The sequence below is a fragment of the Hominimerdicola intestinalis genome (assembly GCF_054655215.1).
In genome coordinates this window covers 296,528-309,205 of the sequence record NZ_BAAHNZ010000001.1, presented here as the reverse complement: position 1 = coordinate 309,205, position 12,678 = coordinate 296,528, and the positions used below count along the sequence as shown (strand labels likewise).

Genomic DNA, 12,678 nt, shown 5'->3' with positions numbered 1-12,678 from the left:
ATCAATACGCCTCCTCCAGTTCGACTTCAATCCACTTTTCTGAGTGGTCCATCATATCCAGCATTTGCTCCATGGAGTCAAACCTCATGATCAAACAACCAAGTGTTGTGTTGGCTCCCGTAAATGCTTTAATCTCATCTCCTGGTTTTTTAATTAAATGATTTTCAATAATATGATCCTGCGCTCTAATCCTGACTCTCTTCAATATGCCGTCATTCAAGCTGTGTACTGCGTAATATGCATAAAATCCTTTCGGTTCTGCGCCCTTAATTTCAATCGTTTCTCCCATTGCAGCCTTTACAGAACACTCCACAAGATCAACTCCTGTAGCATATTTAATTACGTCAGGAATGTAGTTCCCGCCGTCTCGCGGTGCAATCTCCATTAAATAAACATTAAAATCTCTGTCGATTCTTATATCGAAGTTATATGTTAATGTTTTCATATGAAGCAGAGTTAATAACCTCTGAATTTCAGCATGAATCTTTTCCTGTACCCAGTCGGGCATATTATATGGAAAGCTCGCCGAGATTGGTACAAACGGATTAACGCACTTCGGATTAAAATGATCATTTGCAAAGTAACGGAATACGAGTCTACCATCTACAGAAAGTCCGTCTCCGGCTATCTGATACCCGTATTTCTCGACAAATTCCTCAACAATAATTCGTTTTCCGCGTGAAAATCCCATAGCATAACTAAGCTTTTCCTCTGCCTCACCGACAGAATCAATGCGGCTAACGCCCTTGCTTCCGGAGGAATCTACCGGCTTAACAATAACAGGGAACTTAAATTTCCCCATCTCAATGTCTTTCATCGCCTCGCCGGTATCGCTATATCCTTTTGCAGCTGGCGTGCAGAAGCCGTGCTCTTTAAGGAACGCTCTGAAATTATCTTTATTGCATAAGATTTCCACTGATTCATAGGGGCTTCCCGGCAAGCCAAGCTTTTCTGCCACATACGCAGCTGTCGGCGCTGCCGGATCTGAAGCGTAAGCAAGCACACCGTCTACCTTCTCAAGCTGTGCAACCTTAAGTATCGCTTCTTTATCTGTAGTGCTTATTAAATAAAACCTATCCGCTTGGTACTGTCCCGGATTATCCGTCAGGTAATCGCACAGGACTGTATAATACCCCAATTTTTTTGCTGTCTCAATGGCAGTTATCTGCTGGGCAGAACCACCGAGCAATAATATCTTTTTCATCCTGACAAGCCTCTCTACTGTTCCTTCACAATATTGCCTAACTATTACCCTATCCCAAAATAATATCACAAATCAAATCGACATCATCAATAGCCAGATCGGCGTACAGTGGTAATGTCAAAACTCTCAGTGCTATATGCTGTGCAATCGGTGTTCTTTCTGTCCCGGCAGTCAGATAATTACGATAACACTCAAAACTGTTTGTCAATGGATAGAAATACTTTCTCGCCCCTATCCCTTGCTCAGCAAGCATGTTATAGATTTCATTTCTTGTGTACTTATATTCATCAAACACGACCGGGAAATATGCGTAATTGGAATCCACATCTTCTTGAATCTTAGCCAGTTTAATGCCCTCAACGCCGGAAAGCCTTTCTCTATAATGTTCAACAATTTTTTTTCTTTTTTTAATTTCTTCTTCCAGATGCCGCATATTACAGAGACCCATTGCCGCCTGGAATTCACTCATTTTTGCATTCCCACCAATATATGCAACATCTTCAGGGCCGTGGATGCCAAAATTCTTCTGATCATTCAGATACTGTACCCACTCGCTGTTCTTATAGCAAACAGCTCCACCTTCAATGGTATTAAATACTTTTGTAGCGTGGAAACTGAACATAGACGCGTCCCCAAAGCAGGCTGATGAAACGCCTTTGTATTTCACCGCAAACGCATGGGCGGCATCGTATATGATCTTAAGCCCATACTTGTCCGCAATTTTTTTGATTTCATCCACATCACAAAGATTTCCATAAACATGCACCGGTACGATAGCAACAGTCTTATCAGTAATAAGCTCTTCTATTTTGGATGTATCTATTGTATAGTCATCTTCCTTAATGTCACAAAAAACCGGAACAAGATCATTTCTCACTATTGCGTGGGTCGTCGATGCAAATGTGAACGGGGTCGTGATAACTTCTCCGCCCTTTGGCAGATTTAGTACTGCAATCGCATTTTCCAAAGCCAGATGACCATTCGTATAAAGCGTCACATACGGTACTCCAAGGTATTCCTCCAGAACTTTTTCCAGTTCCTTATGCTTCACGCCCATATTTGTAAGCCAGTGGCTTTCCCAAACAGGGCGTATCTCTTCTATATATTCCTCTAAACTTGGCAATGATGATCTTGTGACTAGTATGTTTCCCATGTGAACCCTCATTTCATATAAAATTCAAGTGATTTATTTCGCCTTTCTATGCAGTATTTTCAGTGTGACCGGTTTTACAATCTCCCATAGATATTGGAATGAATCCAGCTTCAATACAAGAGATCCGCCAATATAAATAACCACACCAAGTACGACCTGAATAATAAATGTAATAACATTCGATAATCCGATCATCTGAATAGGATAGACACATACCCCCATGAAGACCGCTAAAAGAATAGCCGGAAGAATATCCTTCAATTGCTCGATATAGCCGTATTTCAACAGCATCCGATTGGGTCTGGAATTAATAATCTGACTCAGTAAGCTACTTACAAGCAAACTGTAAGCCATAGGCATTACTCCGAACCACATAGTTGACAGCAGCAATACCATACCTACAACCTTCTTTGCAATCTCCAGTTTTAAGAACAGATCACTCCGTCCCATTGCCTTAATTGCGTTCAAATTCGCCGTATGTATCGGATAAAACATATATGATATACAAAATATCCTCAAAAATGGTACGCATGGAAGCCATTTATCTGTCAGGATAAGCCGAATTACCGGCGTAGCTGTAACAACCAGTCCCATCATCAAAGGTGCCATAATATATACACTAGTCTTGATTGCACGCCGGGTCATTTTCCGAATATGTTCCATGCTGTCCTGAACATTGGACATGGCCGGCAGCAAGACGCTATCAATGGATGCGTTTACATTAGTTATGATCAAGCTCGGAAATTTCTTTCCCTGATTGTAATAAGCAAGATCGGATGATGAATACATTTTGCCAATGACCAATTGACGTAAATCATTGTATACCGTGTCAAGAAGACTACTCGCCAATAGCTTCCACCCAAATGAAAACAACCTTTTTAAACGTTCAAACGAAAACATTTTATGCGGTCTCCACTTAACAGTTATCCACAGGATTGTTGTATCAATTGCTAGATTAATTACCTGTTGAGCGACAAGAGCCCATACACCAAAGCCGGAAAGAGCCATGACAATGCCCGCTGCTCCGGCAGTAATAGTTCCTCCTAATGTTGAAAAGAAAAACCTCTTAAACAGCATATGCCGTGATACATATGCTTGCTGAACATTCTTAATCCCAGAGATCAGCACCGTTAATCCCAACACACGGATGTATGGTGTCATCTCTGACCTACCATAGAAGCTAGAGATAAGTGGAGCAAAAAGGAATATTGCCAAATACAGAACCGCACAAAATAGAACATTTGTAAAGAACACTGTGGCAAAATCCAAATCATCCGCATCTTTTTTCTGAATTAATGCGTTTCCTAAGCCACTGTCCACAAAAACCTGTAGAATGGTAGTAAATACAGTTATTAATGCAATAGTTCCGTACGCATCCGGATCTAAAATCCGGGCAAGTACTATTGAGACAACAAAAGCAACCAACTGGGCTCCACAACGTTCAGCGAGTCTCCATATTAAGTTTGTAAATACAATCGACTTAGAATTCTTTGACAATTTGTTACCTCACAATATAATCTTATCGACTTTTGCTTTATTCATATTGTTATTCGTATTTTATCTTTTTCTCTTTGCGGAGTATCCACGCTACCTGTCTTAGCATTTGAAATAGTCCGGGAGTATAATATTGTATCTTTTTCTTTATCGGCATGGATTTAAGCATCGTTCTATATGGTTCTTGCTTCAATTTATCCTTGTCACGATAACATACATAATGTTCGAATAGCTGCTGTTTCTTTTGCTCCCGAATCACCGCATCGAATTTTCCCTCAGTCTCTTCATTAAGTGCATCAAGAAAAATCATTTGTTTTGAAATATATTCATCTCTTAATTTGGAGTTTTGATTCCATGCTACAGTTAATGAGTTTTTTGCAAGCACACGATGCGCACTCATCTTTTTTGGAGAATAAAAGATATATCCATATAAGGAGTTTTCTATAAGCCTGACATAATCTCCGGTTGGAGATTTCGTAAAAAATCCCGATGGTTTCCGTCGAATGATATCTGTCCGATAGAAATATGAATTTGTAACAACCTTTATCCCTAATCCTTCGATAGCATCTTCTGTGCCATACTTACACTCATGATTGGAAATTGGCTTAGAGTTAAATACCCTTCTTTTATCCTGAGAAACGATCCATCCGTTATGAATGAATGTAGAACAATCAGGATGTGCCTCCATATAATCGTATTGAACCTGGAGTTTATTACTGTCTGTCCAAAAGTCATCGCCTTCACACATAGCAATGTATTTTCCTTTAGCCAAAGGCCATAAAAAGGTTTTAGCTACCCTAATACCCTTTGAATACTGATTTTCACTTTGAATTACAGTGCGAATTTTGTTCGGATATCTTTCCTGATACTTTCTAACAATTTCAGTCGTCCCGTCAGTAGATGCATCGTCATGTATCAGTATTTCAAATTCAAAATTCGTTTTTTGCATTAGAAAACTCTTAATAGCCTCTTCAATATAAGATACTTGATTATATGTAATGCATATTATGCTAACCTTAATGTCGTTTTCATTTCCAGCTGATGCCATTAGATTTTTCCTCCCGCCAATCGGCACATAAGATTGTGCTTATATACAATATAACTTCCACCGTTATTTATCATAGTTATACAAATCAGACTCCTGACCTAACCCTTTTCTGTCTCTATGCCATACAAGATTGCAACAAGGCAAAAGAATGAAATGCCCATTGTAATTTCAACGCACCCCATAATAAAGAATATACAAATAATCGCGACTATTGGAAATCCTCTGTGCGGTTTCATGGTATTTATTTTTTTAAATACAATGATCAATACAAATGCCAGCAATACTACCCCGACAATTCCAACCATCATCATCCACTCAGTCCAACAATTCTGCGTGTCGGCAAACCCTATATACCGCTTTGTCACTTCATAGGTTGTTCCGTATCCATAACCGGTCCAAAAATGGCTTGCAAATACCGAAGGTAACTTATCATATATGATTGTTCGTCCTGTAAGTGTCAATTCTCGCCCAAGAGTACCGACTACAATATTTTGCACTGTACTATTTAACAGAATGAACTCGTAGAAAAAATAAAACAGTGCAGGAACTAAGGTAAATATGATCATTGTTTTTAATGAGCAGAGCCATGTTTTTATTTTTTCGGAAATCATAAATGCCACAAAAAGCAAAACGGCGCCTATCATCCCTGTGTTACAATTAACATAACGTGATATCCATATCGCCCAAACTGACATAATAATCAATGCGATATATCGTTTATCTTTTCGGTCTTGATTCAACCATTCTTTGCTCATATACAATGCGATCAATATAATATGCAGATATGAAACCGAAAACTTGGTTCCGCACAGATAATTTCCATATGATGATTTCAGTCCCGGCATAAATATGGCTGCTATGTCAACAACAATAGCGCAGAATAACGTGAGCCGGTAAAATTGTGTTATTATCTCCCCAATCCTTTCCTTTTCTGCCGCAACCTCTAAGAAGAAAAATGTTTCTGCTAATGTTGCCATAAACACTATTGCTGAAAGAAAAGGATCTCTTATAATTATCTCATCTCGTCGCAAATACGATGCTGCGATTGAAAATAAGCAAAAAACAATAATTGCACGGTTTAAAGTCCGATTTCTTCTTGTCATAAAAAACCTGTAGTTTGCAAGCAAATAAACCGCAATAACAACTATGCAAAAATATTTTAAGTAATTGTATTTTGGAAAATACCCTTCATCTACAGTGAATATTGTAATTATATATAAAAGAAAGCTTACAATCTTAAATGTAGAAACTTTAAATTTGCCTCTTTCCATGACGCTTGGGATCACTCCGTTTTCTGTATATTAAAGCAGTACTCCATGAATTCATCATAATTAGAGAATCTTGCCTTATGCTTATTTAAATAGTTTATTGTTGCCTCTCTGTTTAAGCACAGCTCAATCTTATCTGAAAATGTTTTGTTCGCTTCAATTGCACATCTATCACTAAAAACCATAAAGTATTCATGGAATATCTCCATATCGGGCTTGTGTCCGAATCTTTCAAAATATGCAACCGCAAGCTCCTTCGCTTCTTCCACCTGTGCATTATATCTTCTATAATAGAACTGGTCTAAGTCCATGATCTTCTTTGCCGGACATCCTGCGTAAACTCCATTTGAATCACAGTTTTTTGTCACTACACTACCGGCTCCAATAATTACATTTTCCCCAATTTGAACACCGGCTGTAATGATCGCATCCATGCCGATAAAAACATTATTTCCTATCGTGACACGGCCGGAAGAACCTAATATCCCTCCCTGATAGGTTTTTAGCACTGACCAAGAATAGTCGTGCGTAAGAATTTTTACTCCCTCAGTAATCCTAACGTGGTCTCCGATTGTAATCATCCAGGGGTACTGCTCATCTATCAAGGTCTTAGTTGGCACATATATTGTACAATCCTCACCGATAGAAACGCCAAGTTTTCTCAAGTAAGCTATATATGTCTCAGATGAATATCGTTTTCCTTGTATCAACTTCTTGCCGATTTCTTTAACGCGCATTTTACTATTTTTCCTCTCTTATACTTTGGCCCTGACCAACAGATAGACGATATGAAACAGCTTCATACGCATGGTTACAATCAGGCACTTTCTATTGAACGTCTCCTTGCTGACATTCATTTTATTCAGCACGTTCTGGAAATGATTATCTGCCACGATATCCTTCAGATTGTGCAGACGCACATCCTTGCTACAGTCAGCGGTGACCAAAGTTTTCAATGCCCCGATTATATTGGAAACATACTGAAATGCCAGTCGATCCTTCACATCCTGATTATATCCAAGTTCAAGGCAAGCAGCCTGACAGGCGTCGTAACAGTATTTGTTCTTTTCATACCGATCTCTTCGATATGTATGTGTAAGAGATCCGCCATTCTCACAATAGAAATATAACGCCTCTGGGAGAATTGTGACCGATTCTATATCTTTATACAAATGCAAAAGCGAAAAGACATCTTCCGATATATACTGCCTCTCTGATACAAACTTCCAGTTTGTTCGCCGTATTGCATCCATTGAGTACATGCAAGACCAAGCGCTCATCCACAAATTTGTTCTCTCCCCAGTTTTCGGGTCAGGCGCAATCAGATTAGGAAGTACATATGTACGAACACTCTCCCCTTGATAGTATTCTTTCTCTGTGTGAGGAATTGTACACTTCTTTGTCTTTCCATCAGAAGCTACATTACAGAAGCCAAAAAGCACAAGCTCTGCATTATGTTTCTCGATCTGCTGATAAGCCTTTTCTAACGTGTCCAGTGCAACATAGTCATCACTGTCAAAAAAGCATATATATTTTCCCGTGGCATATTCTATCCCGGTGTTCCTTGCCATTCCAAGGCCGGCATTTTCCTTATGGATAACCTTGATTCTCTTATCCTTTTTTGCCCATTCCTCACATAGTTGCGGACACTGATCCGAAGAGCCATCATCAACTAAGATGATCTCCAGATTCCGATATGACTGGTTTACAATGCTCCTTATGCATCGATCCAGATACTTTTCCACATTATAAATAGGCAGCACTATGGATATAAGTTCCTTTGTCATTTACAATCCTCCCACAGCAGGTGAAAGATTAAGTGTATTCTTTTCTCCACTTAACGTACAAAAACATTCCGGGAAGCATACAGAACAATACGAGCATTCTATGATTACTTTCTTTCAGTAATCTAATTAAGCTGTATCCTGCAAACCTTCCATAAATTATATACTGTAATCCTCCTTTAATACGATATTTGTTCTTTATATCCGTTCCCATGAACTCTTTTGCCCGATTCAAGCAGCCTATGGGAGCGTGTATATTATTTTTGCGTCTATTCTTAGTTAGACCATCTGCCTGATACTCACCGACATAAGTTGCTTTGTTAATATGAACCATGGAGTATTTCCGAGCCATTCTTATCCATACTAAATCTTCTCCAAGAAACCTTTCTCCCGGATATTCAGGAAACGGAAACTCCTTTAAACACTCAGTGAAAAATACCTCGGCTTTATCAGCGTGTGTATCATCGGCATTAACACGAGTCTCAATGTAGGTATCTATCCTCTCGCTTGGTATAAACTGTTTCCCGTTGATGACCCCGTCCGAAAACTTCCTTAAAAAAACGTATCCGCAAATTCCATCCATGCCACGATATCGCTCGTGGTACCGAAGTATTTCTGCCACGGCATCCGATGTAAGAGTGTCATCTGAATCCACGATAAACGTCAACTCTGATTTTATAGCACTGATCCCAACATTCAATGCGGTATGCTTTCCACCATTCTCCTTGTGAATATAATGAATTGGGAATGTGGCTTCTGCCTGCATCTCTCTGACGACCTGTTCCGTATCATCAGTACTGCCATCATCTACGATAAGCCATTCAAAGTCCTTCCTGCTCTGATTTTCCAAAGAATCATATAATCTTCGAATATCCCCCCACGGTTGTAGGCGGGTGTTAGAATTGTTAATATCATGGTTCTACCCCTTCATCTGCTGCGCAATATCCGCATCCACGATCTCCTCGCCGGTCTTGCCGACAAGCTGCTCCTTACTGGCTTCACTCAGCCCATCGTTGACCACAGCGCACAAATCACAAGTGCTGCATTTATCGAGTTCCTCTTTCGTAACTTTCCCGTCCCTATAATCCCTGACAATTTTCAATTCATACATGGAGTACGGCTTCTTCATGAACAGAGCCTTAAACTTATGCCATACCACCCAAAAGCCCGGCTTCCAGATGTATTTATGCATGGCAGGAGATACAGAACCGATCATCCAGCAGTCACGGTTACAGCAGCGTACTTTTTTCCTCACCTTTTCCGCCTCCGGGCTGTTCCACAGCTCGTCCCATGTCTGTGTGTTCAAGTTACCCATTACCTCTTTATCTTTTGTGCCGTTACACGGCATCACATCTCCATACGGATCGATAAAGAAGGTGTCAAAACTCATATCACAGGGCAGCAGTCGCTTCTGACCGTAGATGTAGTTGATAAGGCCGTGGTTGAAGTACGCACGCATCCACTTCTTCGGACTGTTGGATTTCAGCAGAGCGTTCACCAGATCCTCAAAATTCTGTGCCACCATCGGACGGTCGTGGATGATATTTTTCGCCTCCACAAAGTAAAAACTATTGTGAAGACTTGCTGTGGCAAACTCCATGCCCATCTCATTACTTATCTCATAAAGCGACACCAGGTCGGGAGCGTTCTTGTCCTGCACTGTCATTCCAAAGCCGACATCCTTCATGCCCATCTCGACCAGTTTCTTTAACGTGCCGTATCCACGCTGATAGCCATTCTGTAAGCCTCTGATCTCATTGTTGGTCTGCTCCAAGCCCTCGATGGAGATACGAATTCCGATGTTCGGAAACTCCTTGCACAGATCTACAATGCGGTCTGTGAAAAAGCCGTTGGTACTTATCACGATACGATCCGATTTCTTATAAAGTTCCCTGACGATTTCTTTTAAATCCGTTCTAATGAAAGGCTCACCGCCGGTGATGTTTGTGAAATACATCTTCGGCAGCTTTTTTATCGTCTCAATGCTGATCTCTTCCTCCGGCTTGGACGGCGCTTTATATCTGTTACACATGGAACAGCGGGCATTGCATCGGTATGTAACGATTACTGTTCCGTTTAATTTTTTCTCTGGCATGATCTCTGTCTCCCCCTTTATTGGTAAATTCTCATCAGCTTTTCGTAATACTCATCTATCGTATCAAAGCTGATCTGCTTGCAGTTTTTGCTGTATTCATCTGTGAGCTTCTTATCATTCCACAGCTTTTCGATCTGCTTCTTCAGCTCTGCTGCGTTTCCGCTTTCAAACAGCTCACCAGTCTTACCTACCTGAATCAGCTCCGAAATGCCGCCGATATTTGCACCCAAAACCGGAGTGCCGTACATTTGGCTCTCCATCACGGAAAACGGGCAGTTCTCATACCACTCTGACGGGTAGATTGAAAACCGTGCCTCTCTGATCAGACTTTCTAAAGCTTGTCCTGTCTGGAATCCGACATTCCTGATGTTTGGTATGCTCTCTATCTGCTTTTCCAACGGTCCGGTTCCTGCGAAAATAAAGTTCATATCCGGCAGCTCCTTGCAAACCTTTATGAGTGTGCCGATACCCTTTTCTTCCGAGAACCGTCCGAAATACAAAACATAATCTTTTTTAACGCTGTCTTTCCATTCAACCTTGTCTATGAAGTTGTGGATAGCCACAGTTTTCTTTGCAAAGAGCGGATTACTATCCATCTTGCATTTCATAAATTCAGAACAGCAGATGATTTTATCTATATATTTGTAGACTCCCTTCCACTTCCAGAAGTAAGCCTCTATAGTGCCTATTGCGCTCTTGGCTGTGGAACCGTGGATGCACTTGCCCTTAGTGCAGTTCATGAAATGCCCGCCCAGACATTTCTCGCAGTTCTCATGCGTATTCGGATTATTCAGCATATGGTTTGGGCAGATAAGGTTATAATCATGAGCTGTAAACACGATCCTGCACTTATGTCCGATCTGCTTCCGCCACTTCTCAATCTCAAGGATCACTGAGGGCGTGAGCTGGTATGTAAAGTTATTGAGGTGCACCACATCAGGCTTGAAATCATCCAACACAAGCCTTATCTTTTTCCTTGCCTCTATAGAATAAATGGTCTTAAGAGGATATGTGAGCTTAGACAGCTTGCTGCCGCCGTGGAAATCCATATCGGACGTGTAAGCATTGACAGCATTACTCACACATCGACCTTCATGCTCCATCCCGAAGTACTGGACTTCATGACCCTGGGAAATCAGATATTCGCCTAATTTAAAGATGTATGTTTCTGATCCGCCGTTCGGATAGAGAAATTTATTGATCATTAGAATTTTCATTTCATATCCTCATTTATCTTTTAATCACCTTTTGACCTACTACTTCTCCAGCAATTGCAAGCGTTTTCTTTAATAGCAAAGAAAATACTGTAGCTCCACAAACCGTCAAAACAACAGTGACCACATATTGAAGCCATCCGTTGCTGTCCTTAAGCCGTCTATTGCTCCGTAATGTTTCTTTTGCTTATTCGGCATTGCCTGTGCTTTCTCCATTCGTCTAACTCCTCGGTGCGGACATTCACACAATTTATTCTCATCCAAACAGCTATTTTCTCTTCCCATAAACTCCAACAGTCCTCTCAACTACCCTGTCCCATCCGTATTTCCTACAGATGTAATCTGCCGCTGATTTCTTATACTTCTGAACTACACTCTCGTCATCCAGCAGCATTTTCAGCTTCCCTTTTAAATCTTCCACATCGCTTTTTCGGAAAAGCACCGCCTTGCTGCCCACCACGGATCTACATTCGTCAATATCAGAAACCAGACAACAGTTCCCGTAACTCATGGCCTCCAAAAGGCTTAACGGCATCCCTTCCAGATCGGACGGGAGGACATATATAAAGCAGTTGCTGTAAAGCTCGTCCAGCGTCTTTCCCTGGATAAATCCTGTGAAGATCACATGGTCTTTAATATCCTCACAGACCTGCTTCAGCTCTTCCGCAAAAGCGTCTGTGTCCGATCCGCCGCCGGCGATCACTAGCTTTTTATCTGCACCGCCGTTCTTGACCAGACCTTTATACGCTTCAACCAGATATCTCAAACCCTTTTCCGGGACGAGCCGCCCCAAAAACAGAATATAGCTGTCTTTCTCAAGCCCCCAGCGTTTCCTTATCTCAGCCGCCTCCCGAATTTTCGGGCGGTTCACTCCGTTGGGGATATACAAAGTTTTTCTGCCGTAGGTATCCATAAAATACTTCCGAACTCCCTCCGACAGAACAATAATTTCATCTGCAAACTTTACGGCGCATTTCTCGCCGAACTTTATGTATTTAGAACCGAATCCGCCCTTCCATTTTTCTCTTTGCCAGTCTAATCCATGTATCGTAACCACAACTCTCTTTCCACACAGCTTCGGGATCCAGCACATAGCCGCCGGACCCTCGGCGTGGATATGGACGATATCGTAATGTCCGAATGCCGCCTTGACTGCCGCAAAGAAACTTGATGTCATTGCCGCCAGACCTTTTCTCTCTATCGTCGGAACGGTCCTGATCTTGATTCCCTTATACTCGGATAGCTGCTCGCCGTCAAACTCTGCACCGCTGACGTGATGACCTCTTCGATTATAACAAGTTACTTCATGACCCAACTGAACCAACCGGGCGGATAATTCCTCTGCTACAATTTCGATCCCGCCTTCTCGGCTAGGGATTCTTTTATGACCGAGCATCGCAATTTTTAATTTTCCGGCC

At 41.3% G+C, this 12,678-nt stretch carries 11 protein-coding genes; all 11 read right to left on the bottom strand.

Annotated elements, in window-relative coordinates; genetic code table 11:
- Position 1: 1 nt before the first annotated feature.
- Positions 2-1,204 carry an ATP-grasp domain-containing protein gene (locus tag ACYQ0H_RS01505; RefSeq protein ID WP_459811057.1) on the bottom strand — a complete coding sequence of 401 codons (1,203 nt, stop codon included), beginning with the start codon at positions 1,202-1,204 and terminating at the stop codon, positions 2-4.
- A gap of 49 nt (positions 1,205-1,253) precedes the next feature.
- Positions 1,254-2,357, bottom strand: coding sequence for a DegT/DnrJ/EryC1/StrS family aminotransferase (locus tag ACYQ0H_RS01500; RefSeq protein ID WP_459811056.1), 1,104 nt, complete (start codon positions 2,355-2,357; stop codon positions 1,254-1,256).
- 33 nt (positions 2,358-2,390) lie between these two features.
- Positions 2,391-3,854, bottom strand: a complete 1,464-nt coding sequence (locus ACYQ0H_RS01495; protein WP_459811055.1) for a lipopolysaccharide biosynthesis protein — start codon at positions 3,852-3,854, stop codon at positions 2,391-2,393.
- A 49-nt stretch (positions 3,855-3,903) separates the two neighbouring features.
- On the bottom strand, positions 3,904-4,899 hold the full coding sequence (locus tag ACYQ0H_RS01490) for a glycosyltransferase family 2 protein (RefSeq protein ID WP_459811054.1): 996 nt from the start codon (positions 4,897-4,899) through the stop codon (positions 3,904-3,906).
- Between the two features lie 98 nt (positions 4,900-4,997).
- Positions 4,998-6,170 carry an O-antigen ligase family protein gene (locus tag ACYQ0H_RS01485; RefSeq protein ID WP_459811053.1) on the bottom strand — a complete coding sequence of 391 codons (1,173 nt, stop codon included), beginning with the start codon at positions 6,168-6,170 and terminating at the stop codon, positions 4,998-5,000.
- An 11-nt stretch (positions 6,171-6,181) separates the two neighbouring features.
- Positions 6,182-6,904 carry an acyltransferase gene (locus tag ACYQ0H_RS01480; RefSeq protein ID WP_459811052.1) on the bottom strand — a complete coding sequence of 241 codons (723 nt, stop codon included), beginning with the start codon at positions 6,902-6,904 and terminating at the stop codon, positions 6,182-6,184.
- An 18-nt stretch (positions 6,905-6,922) separates the two neighbouring features.
- Positions 6,923-7,954: a glycosyltransferase family 2 protein gene (locus ACYQ0H_RS01475; RefSeq protein WP_459811051.1), complete on the bottom strand. Its 1,032-nt coding sequence runs from the start codon at positions 7,952-7,954 to the stop codon at positions 6,923-6,925.
- 28 nt (positions 7,955-7,982) lie between these two features.
- The gene (locus tag ACYQ0H_RS01470; RefSeq protein ID WP_459811229.1) at positions 7,983-8,822 is read right to left on the bottom strand and encodes a glycosyltransferase family 2 protein; all 840 of its coding nucleotides are present in this window, start codon (positions 8,820-8,822) and stop codon (positions 7,983-7,985) included.
- 48 nt (positions 8,823-8,870) lie between these two features.
- Positions 8,871-10,046 (bottom strand): radical SAM protein, encoded by a 1,176-nt coding sequence (locus tag ACYQ0H_RS01465; RefSeq protein WP_459811050.1) that lies wholly within the window; start codon positions 10,044-10,046, stop codon positions 8,871-8,873.
- Positions 10,047-10,063: 17 nt separating this feature from the next.
- Complete coding sequence (locus tag ACYQ0H_RS01460; RefSeq protein WP_459811049.1) at positions 10,064-11,263, bottom strand: glycosyltransferase; 1,200 nt, start codon at positions 11,261-11,263, stop codon at positions 10,064-10,066.
- 265 nt (positions 11,264-11,528) lie between these two features.
- Complete coding sequence (locus ACYQ0H_RS01455; protein WP_459811228.1) at positions 11,529-12,656, bottom strand: glycosyltransferase family 4 protein; 1,128 nt, start codon at positions 12,654-12,656, stop codon at positions 11,529-11,531.
- Positions 12,657-12,678: the final 22 nt, after the last annotated feature.

What these genes read in the sequence shown, in the direction of transcription:
- ACYQ0H_RS01490 (WP_459811054.1), bottom strand. Translation starts at nt 4,899, where the DNA reads ATGGCATCAGCTGGAAATGAAAACGACATTAAGGTTAGCATAATATGC.
- ACYQ0H_RS01465 (WP_459811050.1), bottom strand. Translation starts at nt 10,046, where the DNA reads ATGCCAGAGAAAAAATTAAACGGAACAGTAATCGTTACATACCGATGC.
- ACYQ0H_RS01500 (WP_459811056.1), bottom strand. Translation starts at nt 2,357, where the DNA reads ATGGGAAACATACTAGTCACAAGATCATCATTGCCAAGTTTAGAGGAA.
- ACYQ0H_RS01460 (WP_459811049.1), bottom strand. Translation starts at nt 11,263, where the DNA reads ATGAAAATTCTAATGATCAATAAATTTCTCTATCCGAACGGCGGATCA.
- ACYQ0H_RS01485 (WP_459811053.1), bottom strand. Translation starts at nt 6,170, where the DNA reads ATGGAAAGAGGCAAATTTAAAGTTTCTACATTTAAGATTGTAAGCTTT.
- ACYQ0H_RS01480 (WP_459811052.1), bottom strand. Translation starts at nt 6,904, where the DNA reads ATGCGCGTTAAAGAAATCGGCAAGAAGTTGATACAAGGAAAACGATAT.
- ACYQ0H_RS01505 (WP_459811057.1), bottom strand. Translation starts at nt 1,204, where the DNA reads ATGAAAAAGATATTATTGCTCGGTGGTTCTGCCCAGCAGATAACTGCC.
- ACYQ0H_RS01455 (WP_459811228.1), bottom strand. Translation starts at nt 12,656, where the DNA reads ATGCTCGGTCATAAAAGAATCCCTAGCCGAGAAGGCGGGATCGAAATT.
- ACYQ0H_RS01475 (WP_459811051.1), bottom strand. Translation starts at nt 7,954, where the DNA reads ATGACAAAGGAACTTATATCCATAGTGCTGCCTATTTATAATGTGGAA.